Below are 19776 nucleotides of genomic sequence, written 5' to 3'. Positions count from 1 at the left end.
GAAAGATTTAATAGATATTATCAGCCAAAAACAAAATGACAAATTTAATAATAACCTTGTCATACAAGATACAAGTATATATACTCCTCTTGGTAAAATGGGAAATATACTTCAAGGTAATACATCTATCAATAGCTATCTTGTCAATCAGATATCGGAAAAGATAGAGTTTTTAGTTAAAGGCAAAGATACACAAGAGGCAATTATACAGCTCAAGCCACCTTCATTAGGAAAAATTAATATACAGGTTACTTTTGAAAGGGGTGTTTTAACTGCAAGGATAGTGACGCAAAATCAGGAAGTAAAAAATATAATCGAATCTAACTTGCCATTGTTAAAACAAAATTTGGCAGATCAAGGAATGGGAATTTCAAACTTAAGTGTATCGGTAAACACTGGAGATAGCAAGGGATTTGAATACTATAAAGATAAGAGGCAAACAAAAACAAATCTTAAAAGACCGAACATAAAGGATGTATCTGGAAATTCGAGTGCCATAAAAAAATACGACGATTATTTAAATATCGGATACATAAATTATCTTGTATGATAGGGGGTGAAAAATATGAATGTAACAAATATCAGCAACTCATATACTCAACAAACAAGTAAAATAGAAGGCAACAAAAATATTTTAGGGAAAGATGATTTTTTAAAACTTTTAATCGCTCAACTAAAAAACCAAGACCCTTTAAACCCTATTGAGGATAGGGAGTTTATAGCTCAGATGGCGCAGTTTTCAACATTAGAACAGATACAAAACTTAAACAATACTTTCAACATGAATTATGCGGTGAGTATGGTAGGGAAAAAGATTGTAGCCCAAACACAAGACCCGTATAATGGAGCTTTAATAAGGATTGAGGGTATAGTAAATAGTGCTAAAATAACCAATGATGGTTATTATTATGTGGAAGTAGACGGAGTAGATGTCCCTGTTGAAGATATAAAACAAGTGATAAATCAGGGTGATGAGTCCGATGCATGATAAAACATATATAAAACCCAATATAATAACTACAGGGAAAACTTTTATACATAAAACTTATAAAGATAAAAGCAAGTCGGCTGACACATCATTTAAAGACATATTAAAACAATTATCTTCGTCTAATAAAGAAGGGATAAAGTTTTCCAAGCATTCCATCGAAAGGATGAATATGAGACAGATAAAGTTAACCCGTAGCGATATAGACAAGATAGAAAATGCGGTAAATAAAGCGAAAAACAAGGGTGTTAGTGATTCACTTATAATCATGCAGGATAAGGCTTTCATAGTGAGTGTAAAAAACCATACTGTAATAACAGTGATTGATAAAGACAATTTAAAGGAAAATATTATTACAAATATTGATGGAGCCGTTATAGTCTAGCCGGACCTCTTTTGAGGAGGCTGATAATTCCTGAATGAACGAAGGAATTTAGCGGTTCAAAAAAAGGAGGCATTTTTGTTATGATGAGATCTATGTTTTCTGGTGTATCTGGTCTTAGAGCCCATCAGCTGATGATGGATGTCATAGGCAATAACATTGCAAATGTAAATACTGTAGCATACAAGTCCAGCAGGGTAACTTTTCAAGAGATGTATAATCAAATGTTAAAGCCAGCAGCTGCTCCTTCACAGGCTGGAGGAAGAATGGGACGGGGAGGAATAAACCCTCAACAAGTTGGGCTAGGGGTCAGCACAGGTTCCGTTGATGTTATACACGGTGGCACCAGTGTGCAGAGGACTGATGTTGCAACAGACCTAGCTATAGAAGGGGAAGGATTTTTTGTAGTATCTGATGGGACAAGCATAAAGTATACACGGGCAGGAAATTTCAGAAAAGACAGTTTTGGCAACCTGACTACAGCTAACGGACACTATGTTCTAGGTTGGATGGGAGAAGACGGTGTAGTGGATACATCAGGTGCCTTACAGGCAATAAACATGACTAACATAAGAATGAATGGGAAGGCCACGGATAGGATAGTCTTTGAGGGAAATCTGGATTCTGATTTGCCAAAGGACAATGAGGTGGATTATGATGTGTTGGTGTATGATAGTTTAGGAGGACAGCACCAGATAACTTTTCATTTTAAAAAAGTAGATACTTCTAACAATATATGGTCATGGACTGTGAGCAGTGATGATCCTGATTTGGCAGTAGGAACACCGACACAGAGTTTTGTATATGAAGGGGTAAATATAGATGATGCACATGGGTATCTTGTTTTTGATGGATCCACCGGAAAACTCCAAGGTGATAAAGGACAGGTGCCTAACATTGTATTGAGTCTTGATCCTGATAAAACAGGAGCAGAGGATATAATTATTAATACTGAAAATATACTTTTTTCCCCTGATAAATTCACACAGACTTCGTCAAATACTACTGTAAAGGTAAATGAAATAGGAGGCTATCCTCCAGGAGACCTAGAGAATGTGGAAATTGATGCTATGGGAAGATTGATTGGGATGTTTACTAATGGAATGCAGCAACATTTTGGAACTATTGCATTAGCTAGGTTTTCTAACCCATCAGGCCTTTCTAAAGTAGGGGAAAACATGTTCCAGAACTCTACTAACTCTGGGAATCCCATCGTTGGTGTTCCAGGTGTGGATGGAAGAGGAGTGTTAAATACAAAGGCTTTAGAGATGTCCAATGTGGATCTTTCACGTGAATTTACAGATATGATAATTGCTCAAAGAGGATTCCAAGCCAACTCAAGGATAATAACGACCTCTGATGAAATGCTTCAAGAGCTTGTAAACCTCAAAAGATAATCTGTTTTAGAAAGAATCGGAATACAAACATTGTAAAACAAGTTTGTATTCCGATATAAATGGAAGTGATTGATATTATCAAATTAAAAAGACTGAATGGAAAAGAATTTGTTGTCAATGCAGAGATGATAGAATTCATGGAAGAAACCCCTGATACTGTTATAAGCTTAAATACTGGCAATAAAGTCATAGTTGCTGAAAAAATAGATGAAGTAATCAAAAAAGTAATAGAATATAAGAAAAAAATATATAAATAACGGGTCTGTATTTTGCGAGGTGTAATGAATGGACTTTTCAACTTTACTTGGACTTATCTGTGGTATATTGCTTATTGCCCTAGGAATAACACAAAATGGCAGTGCTTTATCTGAATTCATACATGGACCATCGATGCTAATAGTGTTCGGTGGTGTTATAGGTGCTGTTTTCATAAACTATCCTATAGAAAAAGTAGTCAATGTGGTTAAGCTTACAAAAAATGTTTTTATAAAAAAAGATAACGATACTAAAAAAATAATTGATAGAATTATTGTGCTTGCAAATATTGCACGTAAAGAAGGCTTGCTTGCATTAGAAGAAGAAGCATTCGAAGTAAATGATGAATTTCTTAAAAAAGGTATTCTTTTAATCGTTGATGGTACAGATCCGATATTAGTAAAAAATATACTGGAAACTGAATTAGACTACATTGAGTTTAGGCATAGTGAAGGCCAGGGAATGTTTGAAGCAATGGCAGGTTATGCTCCTGGTTTTGGAATGATTGGTACTTTAATAGGCCTTATAGCCATGCTCAAGAATTTAAATGATCCCGATACCATCGGCCCTAGCATGGCAGTGGCCTTGGTAACGACATTTTATGGTTCTATTTTAGCAAATCTTTTCTTTACGCCTATAGCTGGGAAGTTAAGAGTCAGAAGTGATGAGGAGCTCTTATCTAAACAGATGATAATTGAAGGAATTTTGTCTATTCAGGCAGGGGAAAATCCCAGGATAATAGAAGAAAAACTGAAGGCTTTTTTGGCAGAGAGCATTAAAAAAGGTACAACTGACCCAAAAGACGATTTACAAGATGGTAATGAGGGTTTTAAAGATGAGTAGATTAAATAAGAGAAAAAAAAACAATACCCAGTCATGGCTGGTAACCTATAGTGATCTAGTAACTCTTTTACTTACATTTTTCGTTTTGTTGTTTTCATTTTCTTCTATTGATGCAGTAAAATGGAAGGCTATAGTACAGTCATTGACTGGAAACATTGGCGTGTTGGAAGAAGGCAAAACTTTAGATGAAGGAGAAATGGTGAATCAAGGACAAGTAGATGATCAAATAGCTAAAGAAGCAGATGAGCAGGATGTGAAGTTCAATAAGTTATATGAGGACATAAAAAAATATATGGATACTAAAGATCTAGACGTTACAGTATCTATGTCGGAACAGAAAAATGAAATTTTGATCAGGTTTAAGGATAATGTTTTATTTGATTCTGCAAAGGCAATCCTTAAGCAGGATGCAAAAGAAATATTGGATAATATAGCTGACGGAATATATAAATTTCAAGGTGATATAAACTTAGTAAGGGTAGAGGGTCATACTGACAATTTACCTATAAATACCAAGTTTTTCCCGTCTAACTGGGAATTATCTACTGCTAGAGCAGTTAAGGTTGTGAGATATTTTGTAGAAAACAGCAGTATAAGACCAGATATTTTTTCTCCATCAGGATATGGAGAGTATAGGCCGGTTGCAAGTAACAAGACTGTAAAAGGAAGGGCAAAAAATAGAAGGGTAGATATAGTAATAGTTAGAACAGAATAAAGGTGATCTAAAGATGGCTAAAAAGGTGTTTTATGTTATTATGAGTATATTGGTTATAGGAATATTGATCATAGCATCATTGTTTTTGATCAATTTTATAGATGTAAAAGCGGACAAGCAAGAGAAGGTAGAAACTTATTGTTACGATATTCCGGATAGTTTTGTTACAAACTTGCTTGATAGTCAAAGATTCATAAAAGTTAAGGTAAGTATACAAGTTACCGATAATGATTTACTTAGGGAAATTGATGATCAGAGCGCAAAAGTAAAAGATAATATAATTTATATTTTGAGAAATAAGAAGGAGGAAGATTTTAACAAGAGTGACATTCAATTAACGCTGAAAAATGAGATATTGTCTAGATTGAAAGAAGTCTTTGAAACTGATAAAATTACAGATATTTACTTTAGTGAATTTGTACTGCAGTAAGGGGGAGGGAAATTTGTCTGATATACTATCTCAAAATGAAATAGATGAATTAATCGATTTGTTGGATAGCGGCCAAGTTGACCTTTCCGACATAGAGCAAAATGAGAATAATAAAAAAGTTAAAGTTTACGATTTTAGAAGACCAAACAAATTTGCAAAAGATCAGTTGAGGACTCTGCAAATAATACACGAAAACCTTTCCAGGCTCTTGTCCTCTTATTTGTCAGGTTATTTACGTACATATTGTGAGATGAACGTGGCTTCAGTTGAGGAACTGACATATTATGAATTTATTAATTCTATGCCTGACCCTGTTGTGTTATCTATAATAGATATGTTGAATGGAATAATGATATTTGAGATTCCTCCTAATCTTTCCTATATGATTATAGACAGAGTTTTAGGTGGTCCGGGAAAAGAGATGGATGAGATCAGAGGCTTTACTGATATCGAAATAACTATTTTACGTAAGTTGATTTTAAAAATTCTTGATTTTAAAAAGGAGGCTTGGGAAAATGTAGTAGAGATAGATCCTAAGCTGGAAAAGATAGAGACAAATTCACAATTTGCACAAATAATATCTCCTAACGAAACTATTGCACTTATTACGGTGGACTCTAAGATAGCTGATGTAGAGGGAATAATAAATGTTTGTATTCCACATGTGACTGTTGAGCCCATCAAAGAAAAACTAAGTACTAGATATTGGTTTTCTTCACAGAAGCCATCTGATGTTGGACAATATGGTGAAGAGTTAAAGAAAGAATTAAAAAACGTAAGGACAACAATAAGAGCTTTGTTAGGTTCAACAGAAATTACTTTGGAGGAGCTAATGGAACTAGAAGAGGGAGATGTAATCAAGCTGAACTCGAGAGTCAGAGAACCTGTAATTGTACAAGTTGGAAAAAGAAATAAATTCAAAGGCTATATAGGCAAAAAAAATAATAATGCTGCAGTCAAGATAGCCGAAAATTTATACGAGGAGGATGAAACTTCATGAGCGACTTATTAACACAAGAAGAAATAGACGCCCTTTTAAACGGAAACAATTCTGAAAAAGAACCCCCTCTTCTAACGAATGAAGAAATAGATGCTCTAGGAGAGATTGGCAATATAAGCATGGGAACTTCTGCAACAACATTATCTACTTTACTTGGGAAAAAAGTTACCATAACAACCCCTAGAGTCGAAATAACATCTTTAAGGAAGCTTATTGAAGAATATCCTATACCCTTTATTGCAGTAAGAGTAAAATATACAAAAGGTTTGGAAGGAATAAACCTTTTGATAATAAAGGAGGAGGATGTAAAGATTATTACAGATCTTATGATGGGAGGGGATGGCACCAATATAGATGAGGAAATAAATGATTTTCATTTAAGTGCCATTGCAGAAGCTATGAACCAGATGATAGGTTCTGCTGCAACGTCTTTATCATCCATGTTAAAAAAAGATATAAATATTTCGCCGCCCAATGCCTTTGAGTTCAAATTCGATGCAGACCTTAGAAAATATTTTACTGATGATCAAAAAATAATAAAAACTGCGTTCAATATGAAAGTAGATACGCTGATAGATAGTGAAATAATGCAGTTGTTAGATTTGGATTTTGGTCGAGAGATGAGCCGAGGGCTGCTGATCGCAGAGGATGAAGAAAAAGAAGAGCAGGTTCAAGATCAGCTAGAAGAAACGGAAAAACCTGATATGCAAGACAAAAAAGATGATGGAACTGATAAAGCAACAAAAAAAGTTGTAAACGTAAGTCCTGTAGAATTACAGGAATTTGATAATGAAAACGCCGTCAACCAGACGAATAAAATTGAACTATTATATGATATCCCGCTGAATGTTACTGTGCAATTAGGTAAAACACAAAAGACCATAAAGGAAATACTACAGATGTCTCCTGGTTCTGTTGTAGAGCTGGATAGACTTGCAGGAGAGCCTGTAGATGTATTGATTAACGGTAAAATAGTAGCAAAAGGCGAAGTGGTAGTAATAGATGAGAATTTTGGTGTCAGACTGATTGATATAATCAATAGGAAAAACAGGATTAAACTATGATTTACAGGAGGAATTTTTATGGCTAAAAACATTTTGATTGTAGATGATGCAGCTTTTATGAGGATGATGTTAAAAGATATTCTCGCAAAAAATGGATATGATGTAGTAGGAGAAGCAGAAAACGGCGCCAAGGCTTTTGATAAGTATAAAGAGCTTGAACCTGATCTTGTGATAATGGATATCACCATGCCGGAAGTTGATGGAATACAGGCAGTAAAAGATATTATGAATTATGATAAAAATGCCAGCATAATAATGTGTTCTGCTATGGGTCAGCAAGCTATGGTTATAGAGTCTATACAAGCAGGAGCAAAGGATTTTATAGTAAAACCATTTCAGGCCGAAAGAGTAATTGAGGCTGTAAAAAAAGTAATCGGATGAAAGGAACAATGATGGTATTACTTCTTTTAAGAGAAAACTCTACATTGAAGCTTGTTTTTACCACGATAGGTATGGGTCTAGCCTTTATACTTATCATAATTGCTGCTTATTATACAACAAAATTTATAGCTACAAAATCAACCAACATAACAAAAAGCAAGCATATAAATATTATTGAACGTATGCCATTATCGAAAGATAAATGGCTGTTCCTTATTGAGATAAATAAAGAGATATTCTTGTTAGGAGTGACAACTAATAATATAAATATAATACATAGTTTCAGTGCTGATGAGTTAGAAAAAATTTGCGATGATCAAAACAATTTTAAACAGCAGACACCATTTAGTAAATACATGGACATATTTATGCATAAAAACAAACAAAGAAAAGAAGATCTGACGGATGACTTTAGCATCCAAGATATAAAAAGAAGGCTGGATAAAATCAGGCATCAAAGTTGAGGAGATAGGATATTCATGAATACTAGTAGGCGTTATAGATTTTTAATTATAATATTTGCAGTTTTGATATTATGCAGCTTAAATTATGTTACAGCAAGGGCTGAACCTCTGCCTATCCCTAAAATAGGAGTGAATGTTGAACCAGCCGAAACGCCAGAAGATGTAGGTGTGAGTTTACAAATTATCTTCCTATTAACTATCCTAACATTAGCACCCTCAATCCTTATGATGATGACGTCTTTTACAAGGATAATAATTGTGTTGGGATTTATAAGGAACGCACTAGGCACACAGCAGATGCCACCCAATCAGGTATTGATAGGATTAGCACTTTTTTTAACTTTTTTTATAATGTCACCTATATATAGCGAAATAAATGAAAATGCCATACAGCCATATATGAATCAAGACATAACTCAAGAGCAAGCAATCGAAAATGCACAAAAGCCTATAAGGGAGTTTATGGTTAAACAAACCAGAAAAAAAGATTTACAATTATTTGTAGAGCTATCTAACAATGACGAGATAGAGAGTATCGATGCTTTGCCTATGAGTACATTGATTCCAGCTTTTATGATAAGCGAGTTAAAGACTGCTTTTCAGATAGGTTTTTTAATTTTCATACCTTTTATAATTATTGATATGGTAGTTGCCAGCACATTAATGTCCATGGGTATGATGATGCTTCCGCCGGTACTGATATCATTGCCTTTCAAGATATTATTATTTGTGATGGTGGACGGTTGGCATTTAATTTCCAGAACAATTGTTACCGGGTTTAGATAAAAAGGGGGTTAAACTATTGTCGCAAGCTGAAGTAATAAGAATTACGCAAAATGCCTTGTATACAATAATAATAATTTCTGCACCGATGATAGGATTTGGTCTCATAGTAGGATTGATTGTATCTATATTTCAGGCGGTAACTCAGATACATGAACAAACTCTTGTTTTTATACCTAAGATACTAGCTGTGATGGCTGCAATGGTAATTTTTGGGCCTTGGATGTTGAGCAAGTTAATCAAATTTACTACAGATTTATTTATGAATATAAATAATTTTATAAAGTAGTCGAGAGAATATGGATACATTATTAAGCAGTTATTCGTTGAATTTGAGTGGGTTCCTGTTAGTGCTAGTTAGGATGTCGGGTATTTTTATATTATCACCTATTTTTGGTGGTCGGTCATTACCTACATATTTTAAAATTGGAATAGCCTTTTTTTGTTCTTTGATAGTTCTGAATACGATTGATGTTAAGGCAGTCCATGACATCAGCAATATTTATATATGGGCATTGATGGTGGCGAAAGAATTACTTATAGGATTGACAATTGGTTATGTGACTGCATTGTTTTTTTCAGCCTTTTTCATTGCAGGTCAAATTATTGATACTCAAATTGGTTTTGGAATAGTAAATGTAATCGATCCTCAGAACAATATACAGGTGCCTATTGTGGGGAATTTATACAATATAATAGCTTTGTTGGTGTTTTTTGCGTTGAATGGTCATCATATCTTGATAAAAGCTTTGTTTGATTCATATAAATATATACCATTAGGCCAAGCTATGCTGGACGTCAATACAGCACACGATATTATAGATATATTTAGTCATGTTTTGATAATAAGTGTAAAAATAAGTTTACCTGTTGTAGCTGTAACTTTATTAGTTGATGTTGCTATGGGCATATTCGCCAGAACGATACCTCAGATGAATGTTTTTATACTTGGTATTCCAGCAAAGATAATTTTAGGCCTTATAGTGATATTGCTTTTCATCCCATTTTTTGTATATTTTTTGGATGGAGTGTTCGGGCAAATGCTTAACGATTTAGGGAATGTGATAAAGAGGATGATTCCGGGATGAAAAAAGACTCTAATATCAGAATAGATTTGCAGTTATTTGCTGAAGAGGAGAAAACAGAAAAGGCAACACCTAAAAAAAGGAGAGAGGCACGAAGCGAAGGACAGGTCATAAGAAGCAATGATTTAAATTCAGCTTTTTTATTGTTATTTTTCTTTGCAATATTGAGCCTATTTATATCAATTACAGCGGATACATTGAAAGAATATTCAAGAGAAATATTCCAAATCGGCAAAGATCTCGATGATATATATACTATTACGGGCATTAGAGATGTGATGTTGGTTTCCTTTAAAACCTGGGGCGTTGCCGTATTACCTTATATGGCCACAGCTTTTTTAACAGGGTTGATTTTAAACTATGCACAGGTAGGTTTTTTACTGACAGCGAAACCACTTACACCTAACTTAAATAGGTTAAATCCCATTGAAGGGTTTAAACGTATATTTTCAAAAAAAGCATTTGTTGAATTGTTAAAAGCGCTCGTCAAGCTAACTGCGATACTTTATATCGTTTATTCTGAACTATTGAAAAACTATCAGGATATACCTAATTTAGTAAATTTAAGCATATATGATGCTTTGATATTTATAAAGGAAAATGCGGTTAAAATAGGAATTAAGGCTGCTGCTGTTATAATTGCAATAGCTATATTTGATTATTTCTTTCAATGGATGGAATATGAGAAATCTATAAAGATGACAAAGTATGAAGTAAAACAAGAACTAAAACAAACAGAAGGGGATCCGTATATAAAGTCAAAGATAAGAGAAAGACAGAGGGAAATAGGGTTGAAAAGAATGATGCAGGAGATTCCCAAGGCTGATGTGATAATAACAAACCCTACTCACTATGCTGTTGCACTAAAATATGATCCGGAGTCTTACACTGCTCCGGTAGTGGTAGCAAAAGGTAAAGATAATATTGCGAGAAAGATAAAAGAAGTTGCAAAGAGTAATAATGTATCAATAATTGAAAACAAAATGCTTGCTAGAGAGTTATATAATACCGTAGAGATAGGGAGTGAAATTCCTCCTGAATTGTACAAAGCTGTAGCTGAAATTCTTGCATATATATATGGTTTAAAAAATGGTAAGTTGTAGGATTTTGAGGTGTTAAATTATGAAGTTTGGCGATATAATAATTTCTGTCGTAATTGTATTTATCATATTATTAATAATCATTCCACTTAATTCTGTCATTATGGATATATTGATAACCTTTAATATGTCCATTGCATTGATGATATTATTACTCACATTATACATTAAAGAACCGTTGGAATTTTCTGTTTTTCCTTCGCTACTACTTATTACCACTTTGTTTAGACTTGCTTTAAATATTTCTTCAACAAGACTCATATTGAGAGATGGTTTTGCCGGGGGTGTAATAGAGACTTTTGGGAGTTTTGTTATCGGGGATAATATAATAGTTGGCTTTGTAATCTTTCTGATAATTATAATAGTACAATTTATAGTTATAACAAAAGGGGCTGAACGTGTAGCCGAAGTAGCGGCTAGGTTTACATTAGATGCGATGCCTGGAAAGCAAATGGCTATAGATGCAGACTTAAATGCAGGCTTGATAGACGATATAGAAGCTAAAAAACGCAGAAAGGACATACAAAGAGAGGCGGATTTCTATGGTTCCATGGATGGTGCCAGCAAATTTGTCAAAGGGGATGCTGTAGTTGGAATAATAATTACTTTGATCAATATCATAGGCGGTGCGATCATAGGAAGCATGTCTGGAGACGGGCTGACTATTGCAGAGATATTCGACAAGTATACACGCTTGACAGTAGGTGATGGATTGGTGAGCCAGCTGCCTGCACTATTAATTTCAACAGCAACTGGTATTATCGTAACCAGAGCAGCTTCTGATTCCAACATGAGTCAAGATGTAATAAAACAAATGATGTCTCAGCCTTTGGTGCTGATAATATCGGGGGCATTGTTGTTTATTATAGGCAGTATAAAAGGATTACCCCATATCCCCATCTATATTATTGCTGCACTGATGATATATATGGGGATCACTTTAAATAAAAACATAAAAATAGCAGAGACAGAAATGCAACAAGTAGAGCAAAAAGAAAAGGCTGATGAAATGAAGAAACCTGAAAATGTTATGTCTCTGTTAAAAGTGGATCCAATAGAATTAGAGTTTGGATATAGTATAATTCCTCTTGCAGACAGCAGACAAGGGGGAGATTTATTAGATAGGGTGGTTATGATAAGGCGTCAATGTGCAGTAGATATGGGGTTAATAGTACCTGTAATCAGATTACGCGACAATATACAATTGGACCCTAATGAATATCTAATAAAAATAAAGGGTATAGAAGTAGCACGGGGTGAGGTGATGATTGACCGATACCTTGCTATGAGTCCAGGTAATTTAGAAGAAATAAATGGTATAGATACTATAGAACCAGCCTTTAATCTTCCAGCTAAGTGGATAGAAGAGAAAGATAGGGAAAAAGCGGAGATATTAGGATATACAGTTGTTGATCCACCTTCTGTAATATCTACTCACTTGACTGAAATACTGAAAAGACACGCCCATGAATTGATAGGAAGACAAGAAGTGAGTAATTTAATTGATAATGTGAGAGAAACTCATCCTTCACTGGTGGAAGAACTTGTTCCAAAACTATTAAGCCTTGGGGAGATACAGAAGGTACTTGCTAACTTGCTCCGGGAGAAAGTACCGATAAGGGATATAGTTACTATACTTGAAACCCTTGCTGATTATGCACCGATTACGAAGGATGTGGATATGCTAACAGAATATGTTAGGCAGAGCTTGAGCAGATATATCACTAAAAATTTTATTGATAGTAAAACTGCAGAGGTAATTACATTAAACCCTGCAATAGAACAGCAAATAATGGATAATATAAAGCAAACTGAACATGGGTCTTATCTTTCAATGGATCCTGAAATCACACAAAAGATTATCGATAATTTGGCTGAACAAATTGAAAGACTTAATACTTTATCCGGAATCCCTATAATTTTAACTTCTCCGATAGTAAGGATTTATTTTAAAAAAATCATAGAACAAGTATATCCGGAATTAACTGTCTTGTCTTATAATGAAATTGAGCCCGGTATAGAAATCAAAGCAGTAGGGATGGTGAACATTTGAAATGAGAATTAAAAGGTATCTTGCTAAAACTAATAAAGAAGCACTGGAAAAAGTGAAAAAGGAACTGGGGAATGATGCAATCATTCTAAATACGCGTAAAATAAAGACCGGTGGTTTTTTAGGCTTTTTTTCTAAACCTTGGGTGGAAATCCTTGCTGCCGTAGACCAATCCGCAGCTGCAAATCCTGCAAAAAATGCCAGGTTAGATGAGATTGAGAAGAAATTGTACCAAATAGATAACAGAATAAGCCAATATGATAAACCTACTATTCAACATAATAAGGATGAAATATATAAAAAGCTGATTAGCAATGAAGTAGAAAAGCATATTGCTGAATCTTTAATAGCCCAAGCGGAAAGCATGCCGGGGGATAGGGAAGAAAGCATTAAAAAAGTTATTAATTCATATTTAAAATATCAATCTGGATTTTTGCCTGCGGATAAAAATATTTGTCTATTTTTAGGACCGACAGGAGTTGGAAAAACAACTACATTGGCCAAGCTGGCAGCAATATATTCTATAAAATATAAAAAAAGTGTTGGATTGATTACAGCTGATACTTATAGAATAGCAGCAGTACAGCAGTTAAAGACCTATGCAGATATAATGGGACTCCCACTAGAAGTAGTCTATTCTCCGCAGGAGATGGAAAAAGCGGTAAAAAAGTACAATGGTAAAGAAATAATTATGATCGATACAGCAGGTAAAAATATGAATAAACAAGAAAATATAATGGAAATAAATAATTTGATTGCTGCTAGTGGAGCAAATGAAATTTTCCTAGTGTTAAGCTGTGTAACTAGGTTTTCCAGCATTAAAAATTTATTGCAAAGTTATAATTTTATAGATGATTATAAAGTTATATTTACTAAGCTAGACGAGACAGAGAAGCATGGAATAATATTCAACACTTGTTATATAAGCTCACATCCTTTGAGATATATTGCTACCGGTCAAAATGTGCCTGATGATATAGAGTTGTTTAATCCGGAAAAACTTATAGATAGTTTGTTGAGGTAATAGCATATGAAGGATCAAGCGCAAGGATTAAGAGAGATATTTAAAGATGATAATACAGAAAAAGGATGCAGGATAATAGCTATAACAAGTGGAAAAGGAGGAGTAGGTAAAACAAATTTCACAGTCAATATGGCCATTAAATTAAGTCAACTCGGATATAGGACTGTAATTGTTGATGCAGATATAGGTTTGGCCAACATAGATGTTTTACTGGGCATAATCCCTAAATACAATTTAACCGACTTATTATTTAAGAATAAAAGTGCAAAAGAAATTATATATGAAGGACCTGAAGGTATAAAGTTAATATTTGGAGGATCGGGTATAGAAGAGCTTATAGATCCTGACATAGACAATGTGAAAAATCTTGTAAATGGTATAGAACAGCTGGAGAATATTGCAGATATAATATTGATCGATACCGGTGCAGGTATATCAGAAATAGTTTTAACATTTCTCAATGCTTCTGATCAAATTATATTGCTCACTACCCCTGAACCAACTTCTGTCACCGATGCATATGCAATGGTGAAAGTTTTGTCTAATCATAATTATGACAGATCTATAAATCTAGTAGTAAATAGAGCTACTAATTCCCTTGAAGCAAGAAATGTATTAGATCAATTCTGCAATGTGGTTAATCGGTTTTTAAATGTAAAGCTAGAAAAGTTGGGCTATGTTATGAATGACGATTATGTATGTAAGGCGGTTAAGAAACAACAGCCTTTTTCGCTAGTTTATCCTAATTGCAATGCTTCAAAATGCATTGATTTGATAGCCCGTAATTTAGTTAATAGAAAACTAAAACAACAAGATAGCATAAGCAGTATAAAAGCATTCTTTAGCAAGCTATTAAAAACAAATAAAGGGTGGTAGGTTTTTGACAATGTATGACAAACCTAAAATTGGCGAAAAGATAGAAATTCTTCCTTTGACTACATTGAATAAAAAACAGAATAGTTATTTTAGTAGGGTAGAAGATGTTGATGAGCAACAAAATTATGTTATAACCCAACCGATATTATCTAGAAAGCCGCTACACTTAAAAATAGACCAAAAGTTAAAGCTGATATATTATAGCCAGCGCGGGCAATTATATTTTTTTTGCCGAGTAATAGAAATTATAAATAAAAAAGGGCTGGTTTTATATAAATTAAAAAGTGATAGCCCAGTAGGGAGAATACAAAGAAGGAAGTTCTTTAGATTGGATGTTAACTTAAAAGTAGAAGTTTTTTCAGAGGATAAACAATTTATAAAATCAGCAGTTGCTAAAGATATAAGCGGAGGCGGTATAAGGGTTGTATCAAACCAAAAGTTTGATCAAGATAGCATAGTTTTTTGTGATATAAAGACAGAGCATTTGAATGGTGAATTGATTAAGGGAAAAGTAATTCGTTCCAACAAAATCGATGACCATTATTATGAGACTGCTTTTAAATTTATAGATATTGATACAACAAAAAGAGAAAGCATAATAAAGTTTATATTTGAGATGCAAAGAAAATTGTTGGAAAAGGGGTTTTAATATGAGTGATAAATATCTTGAAATGTTTATTCAGGAATCACGAGAAAACTTGGATCGTATCAATGATTGCTTGTTAGTATTGGAAAAACAGCCTGACCATAAAGATATAGTAGATGAAGTGTTTAGGGCGGCACACACTTTAAAAGGAATGGCAGGTTCTATGCAGTTTAAAGAGATGAATAAGCTGACACATTCAATGGAAAATGTGCTGGATAATATAAGAAATGGCAGTGTGAAGGTAGATGACGCTCTTATAGATTTGCTGTTTGATTGTCTTGATTTATTGGAAACTCATTTAAATAGCATCATCAACAATAGCACAGAAGTCAAAAATGATAATAAATTATTGGGGAGATTAGATGCAGTAATTAAATCGAAAGGCAATGATATAGATGACAATATAGATGATTTAGATATGGATTTAGATGATTATCAGACTTCAGTTTTAGAAAAAGCAATTGAACAAGGCATGGATTGCTATAGATTAAAAATCACTATTGAAAAAGATTGTAAGTTAAAAGCTGCAAGGGCTTATTTAATATTCAAAAACATAGAAAAATACAGCCAGACAATAAAAACAGTCCCTGATACAGAAGAAATTGAAAAAGGCAACTATAAGCAGGATTTATATTTATGGATAATTGTAGATAAAGACTTTACTGCTAAAGAGATAAAGAACCAAATTATCAACATTTCAGAGATAGAAAATGTAGATATAGTTCAAATAAAAAAGGAAGAATTAATTAAAAATGAAAGGATAAAAACCGAAAAAAACTCAGGAAAAAGCAGAGATAACAAAATTAATATAAGCAATACTATAAGGGTAGACATAAGCAGGTTAGACGCAATCATGAACCAGGTCAGCGAATTGATAATTGTGAAAAATAGGATAGAAGAGTTGACTAGTAGAGGTGACACAATATCAGATACCATAGAAAGATTAGGAAATCTTACTGCCGTAATGCATGATTCAGTGATGAAATTGAGAATGGTCCCTCTTAATGTAGTTTTCAATAGATTTCCCAGAACAGTGAGAGATTTATCTAAAAAAACCGGTAAAAAGGTGGAGCTTATTATAGAGGGTGCTGATACTGAAGTAGATAAAACAATTGCTGATTCTATTAGTGAACCCTTGATACATATAATAAGAAATTCAATAGATCATGGAATTGAATCTTCAGATAAACGCTCTAAATTAGGCAAAGACGAGGTTGGCAAAATTAAAATAGATGCCTTCTATGAGGGGAATGATGTAGTGATACAGGTCAGTGATGATGGCGGAGGAATAGAAACTGAAAATGTCTTAAAAAAAGCAATACAAAAAGGATTGATAGAAAAATCCGATGCCCAAACCCTCACAAAACATCAGATTGTTGATATGTTATTTGCACCAGGATTTAGCACATCGGATGAGGTATCTGACATATCAGGCAGAGGCGTAGGGTTAGACGTTGTAAAATCTAAAATTGAAACACTAGGAGGAAATGTAGAAGTTGAAAGCATAGATAATGCAGGTACTCAATTTACAATACGCTTGCCATTAACTTTGGCTATTATCCAAGCTTTATTGATAAACCAAGGCAATCAGAAATATGCAATTCCATTAAACTCTGTAAAGGAAATAGTAGCAATTAAAGCCAGTGATGTGAAAAACATTAATAATACAGATGTATTTTCATTAAGAGGCAGGTTGATCCCTATGAGATATGTTGATAGATTATTGGGTATAGATGATACAGTGTACGATGATGAGATGATAGCGTTAGTTGTTAAGAAAAACAAAAAGTTATACGGACTTGTAATAAGCGAATTGCTTCAAGAACAGGAAATTGTAGTAAAATCAATAGGAAACTATCTTTCAAAGCTAAAAATCTTTTCAGGTGCTACTATTTTAGGCGATGGAAAACCGGCATTAATTTTGGATACAAATTATTTATGTTAGGGGGTTGACAGATGGATACAAAAAAAGTTTTTCTAACTTTTAAGCTTCAGTCAGGCAGTTATGCAATCGATGTAGATAATGTAATATCTATTGAAAGGGTAACTGAATTTACAAAAGTACCTCATGCACCATATTATGTAGAAGGAATTATCAACTTGAGGGGCAATATATTGCCCATAATTGATTTGAATTGCAAAATTTCGAATTGCAAAACAAAATATCAACATGATACTAGGATTTTGGTTATTGAGATAAAGGACGAAAATTTTGGATTTATAGTGGATAAAGCTGAACAAGTGTTAGAAGTTGATCAGCAAGATGTTCAAGCATCAGATCAACTTTTTGATGACCAAAAAAATATCCGAGGGATAATAAAGCAGGACAATCAGTTATTTCAGATTTTGGATGAAAAAACTTTAATTGATGATAACACCTATAAAAAATCAGAAGAGGTGTAGATAATGAGTTTTAGAACAGAAGAGCTAAACTATATGCTGATGGATATACTGAAAGAAATAGGCAATATAGGTTCTGGCAATGCGGCTACTTCATTGTCTAAAATGGTAAATAAAAGGATAGATATGAGTGTGCCTGAAGTAAAAGTATTGGATTTTAAAGATGCAGTACAGTCCATCGGGGAAGAAGAAGAACCGGTTACCGGCATATATATGGATATATTTGGGGACATAAAAGGAAGCATCTTGTTCATATTGAGCATGGATTCAACAGATAAAATTATTGATGCTTTATTCGATGGAAAAATTGACAAGGTTGACATTTCTGAAAAAATGTATAAATCAGCATTGTCTGAACTAGGAAATATTATTTGTTCATCATATATAACTGCTATTTCTGCTTTTACTTCTCTAAAAATAAAAATCAGCATTCCATCTATTTCTTTTGATATGGCTGGAGCCATATTAAGCGTACCTTTGATCAAGTTAGGCGCTATCAGCGATAAAGCATTATTTATAAAAACTGATTTCATAGAGGGTCAAAGATATATCCAGGGCGATTTTATACTGGTGCCAGATGTAAATTCTTTTGAAAATATTTTAAAAGCTTTAGGAGTAAATAGCAAATGAAAAATGTCACTAAAGTAGGAATGGCTGATCTAAATATAGCAAAACACCCGGATATTTTAGTTACACTCGGACTGGGATCCTGTGTAGGTGTAGCTCTTTACGATTCTGTAGGGAAGCTTGCAGGTCTTGCCCACATAATGTTGCCTTATAGCTTTAAATCAAAGAAAAGCAACAATCCATATAAATTTGCAGATACAGCAATAATTGAGCTTATTAAAAAGATGACAAAAGCTGGAGCAAATATCAATAGAATTACTGCAAAGTTAGCAGGAGGCGCTCAGATGTTTTCTATCAGCGATACGAACAATCTTTTAAATATAGGAGAAAGAAATATAAGTGCTTGCAAAGAAGTGCTGAATCATTTAAAAATTCCCATAATATCTGAAGATGTAGGTGGAAATTATGGACGGACAATAGAGTTTTATTCTGAAGACGGAAGGCTTTTTATTAAAACGATAGGTTATGGTGACAAGACAATATAAAAAAAGGTGTGCTGGTTATGGTAAACTCAATAGAAGAAGATAAGCTATGGAAAGCGTATAAAAAAAATCCTTCTGATACAATCAGAAATGAACTTATTTTAAAAAATACTTATTTGGTAAAACAAATAGCGGGAAGAATTTTTACCAGCATTGCGAAGAAAGTTGATTACGATGATCTTGTAAGCATTGGAATAATAGGACTTATAGACTCGATAGAAAAATACGATATAGATAGAAAGGTTAAGTTTAAAACATATGCATACTTGCGAATAAGAGGAGAAATACAGGACTACCTAAGAAAACAAGATTATGTGCCTAGAAACATACGTGAAAAAGCAAATATGATTGAAAAAGCTTACAATCAACTTCAATCTCAACATTGTAAAGCTATAACTGACGAAGAAGTAGCTAATTATCTTAATATTCCATTAGGTGAGTTTAATGATATAATAAAAAGGATAGATAGTTATATAAATTTCTCTCTAGAAGATATGTTAGAGAAGAACATATATGTAGAGCCCATCAGTACTGACAAAGATGTAATACCCCATGAACAATTAGAAAATAGAGAAATAAAAAGAATACTATCTAATGCGATAGATAGGCTCCCGGCTAAAGAAAGAAAAGTAATCCAGCTATATTATTATGAAGAGCTGACTTTAAAAGAAATAGGAATCATACTGAATTTATCTGAATCTAGAATATCACAGCTCCATACAAAATCCTTATTGAGATTGAGAGGCAGCCTTGCTAGATATAAAAATGATTTATTTTAAAAGGT

25 protein-coding genes are annotated in these 19776 nt (G+C 33.6%); all 25 read left to right on the top strand.

Annotated features, from left to right (window positions below):
- A partial coding sequence (locus PHP06_03955) for a flagellar hook-length control protein FliK (GenBank protein MDD3839708.1) occupies positions 1–550 on the top strand: 550 nt, incomplete at its 5' end.
- A 15-nt stretch (positions 551–565) separates the two neighbouring features.
- A complete protein-coding gene (locus PHP06_03950; protein MDD3839707.1) occupies positions 566–988 on the top strand; it encodes a flagellar hook capping FlgD N-terminal domain-containing protein in 423 nt (140 codons plus the stop codon).
- On the top strand, positions 981–1373 hold the full coding sequence (locus PHP06_03945; protein ID MDD3839706.1) for a flagellar protein: 393 nt from the start codon (positions 981–983) through the stop codon (positions 1371–1373). The genes PHP06_03950 and PHP06_03945 overlap by 8 nt, the downstream gene beginning before the upstream one ends.
- An 80-nt stretch (positions 1374–1453) precedes the next feature.
- On the top strand, positions 1454–2767 hold the full coding sequence (locus PHP06_03940; GenBank protein ID MDD3839705.1) for a flagellar hook protein FlgE: 1314 nt from the start codon (positions 1454–1456) through the stop codon (positions 2765–2767).
- 74 nt (positions 2768–2841) lie between these two features.
- Positions 2842–3024, top strand: a complete 183-nt coding sequence (locus PHP06_03935) for a flagellar FlbD family protein (protein MDD3839704.1) — start codon at positions 2842–2844, stop codon at positions 3022–3024.
- Between the two features lie 28 nt (positions 3025–3052).
- The gene (locus PHP06_03930) at positions 3053–3865 is read left to right on the top strand and encodes a MotA/TolQ/ExbB proton channel family protein (protein ID MDD3839703.1); all 813 of its coding nucleotides are present in this window, start codon (positions 3053–3055) and stop codon (positions 3863–3865) included.
- Entirely contained in the window at positions 3858–4580 is a 723-nt protein-coding gene (locus PHP06_03925) for an OmpA family protein (GenBank protein MDD3839702.1), read from the top strand. The genes PHP06_03930 and PHP06_03925 overlap by 8 nt, the downstream gene beginning before the upstream one ends.
- Before the next feature lie 13 nt (positions 4581–4593).
- Complete coding sequence (locus PHP06_03920) at positions 4594–5010, top strand: flagellar basal body-associated FliL family protein (protein ID MDD3839701.1); 417 nt, start codon at positions 4594–4596, stop codon at positions 5008–5010.
- A 13-nt stretch (positions 5011–5023) separates the two neighbouring features.
- The gene (fliM, locus tag PHP06_03915; protein MDD3839700.1) at positions 5024–6010 is read left to right on the top strand and encodes a flagellar motor switch protein FliM; all 987 of its coding nucleotides are present in this window, start codon (positions 5024–5026) and stop codon (positions 6008–6010) included.
- Positions 6007–7074, top strand: coding sequence for a flagellar motor switch phosphatase FliY (gene fliY / locus PHP06_03910; protein ID MDD3839699.1), 1068 nt, complete (start codon positions 6007–6009; stop codon positions 7072–7074). The genes fliM and fliY overlap by 4 nt, the downstream gene beginning before the upstream one ends.
- An 18-nt stretch (positions 7075–7092) precedes the next feature.
- A complete protein-coding gene (locus PHP06_03905) occupies positions 7093–7455 on the top strand; it encodes a response regulator (GenBank protein ID MDD3839698.1) in 363 nt (120 codons plus the stop codon).
- Positions 7456–7463: 8 nt separating this feature from the next.
- A complete protein-coding gene (gene fliO / locus PHP06_03900; GenBank protein ID MDD3839697.1) occupies positions 7464–7919 on the top strand; it encodes a flagellar biosynthetic protein FliO in 456 nt (151 codons plus the stop codon).
- Positions 7920–7934: 15 nt separating this feature from the next.
- Entirely contained in the window at positions 7935–8705 is a 771-nt protein-coding gene (fliP, locus tag PHP06_03895) for a flagellar type III secretion system pore protein FliP (GenBank protein ID MDD3839696.1), read from the top strand.
- 16 nt (positions 8706–8721) lie between these two features.
- Positions 8722–8991, top strand: coding sequence for a flagellar biosynthesis protein FliQ (gene fliQ / locus PHP06_03890; protein MDD3839695.1), 270 nt, complete (start codon positions 8722–8724; stop codon positions 8989–8991).
- Between the two features lie 10 nt (positions 8992–9001).
- On the top strand, positions 9002–9790 hold the full coding sequence (gene fliR, locus PHP06_03885; protein MDD3839694.1) for a flagellar biosynthetic protein FliR: 789 nt from the start codon (positions 9002–9004) through the stop codon (positions 9788–9790).
- On the top strand, positions 9787–10890 hold the full coding sequence (gene flhB / locus PHP06_03880; protein MDD3839693.1) for a flagellar biosynthesis protein FlhB: 1104 nt from the start codon (positions 9787–9789) through the stop codon (positions 10888–10890). The genes fliR and flhB overlap by 4 nt, the downstream gene beginning before the upstream one ends.
- 19 nt (positions 10891–10909) lie before the next feature.
- Positions 10910–12940 carry a flagellar biosynthesis protein FlhA gene (flhA, locus tag PHP06_03875; GenBank protein MDD3839692.1) on the top strand — a complete coding sequence of 677 codons (2031 nt, stop codon included), beginning with the start codon at positions 10910–10912 and terminating at the stop codon, positions 12938–12940.
- Position 12941: 1 nt separating this feature from the next.
- A complete protein-coding gene (locus PHP06_03870; GenBank protein ID MDD3839691.1) occupies positions 12942–13961 on the top strand; it encodes a DEAD/DEAH box helicase family protein in 1020 nt (339 codons plus the stop codon).
- A 6-nt stretch (positions 13962–13967) separates the two neighbouring features.
- Positions 13968–14837 (top strand): MinD/ParA family protein, encoded by an 870-nt coding sequence (locus PHP06_03865; protein ID MDD3839690.1) that lies wholly within the window; start codon positions 13968–13970, stop codon positions 14835–14837.
- Positions 14838–14847: 10 nt separating this feature from the next.
- The gene (locus PHP06_03860) at positions 14848–15486 is read left to right on the top strand and encodes a flagellar brake protein (protein MDD3839689.1); all 639 of its coding nucleotides are present in this window, start codon (positions 14848–14850) and stop codon (positions 15484–15486) included.
- A gap of 1 nt (position 15487) precedes the next feature.
- Positions 15488–17428: a chemotaxis protein CheA gene (locus tag PHP06_03855; protein ID MDD3839688.1), complete on the top strand. Its 1941-nt coding sequence runs from the start codon at positions 15488–15490 to the stop codon at positions 17426–17428.
- Positions 17429–17439: 11 nt separating this feature from the next.
- A complete protein-coding gene (locus PHP06_03850) occupies positions 17440–17886 on the top strand; it encodes a chemotaxis protein CheW (GenBank protein MDD3839687.1) in 447 nt (148 codons plus the stop codon).
- A 3-nt stretch (positions 17887–17889) separates the two neighbouring features.
- Entirely contained in the window at positions 17890–18513 is a 624-nt protein-coding gene (locus tag PHP06_03845; protein ID MDD3839686.1) for a chemotaxis protein CheC, read from the top strand.
- Positions 18510–18995: a chemotaxis protein CheD gene (locus PHP06_03840; protein ID MDD3839685.1), complete on the top strand. Its 486-nt coding sequence runs from the start codon at positions 18510–18512 to the stop codon at positions 18993–18995. The genes PHP06_03845 and PHP06_03840 overlap by 4 nt, the downstream gene beginning before the upstream one ends.
- Before the next feature lie 17 nt (positions 18996–19012).
- Positions 19013–19771: a FliA/WhiG family RNA polymerase sigma factor gene (locus PHP06_03835; protein ID MDD3839684.1), complete on the top strand. Its 759-nt coding sequence runs from the start codon at positions 19013–19015 to the stop codon at positions 19769–19771.
- Positions 19772–19776: the final 5 nt, after the last annotated feature.

The sequence above is a fragment of the Clostridia bacterium genome (assembly GCA_028698525.1).
Lineage (GTDB): Bacteria > Bacillota > Clostridia > JAQVDB01 > JAQVDB01 > JAQVDB01.
Note: the sequence above shows the minus strand (reverse complement) of the source record. Positions and strands in the feature narration are given on the sequence as shown.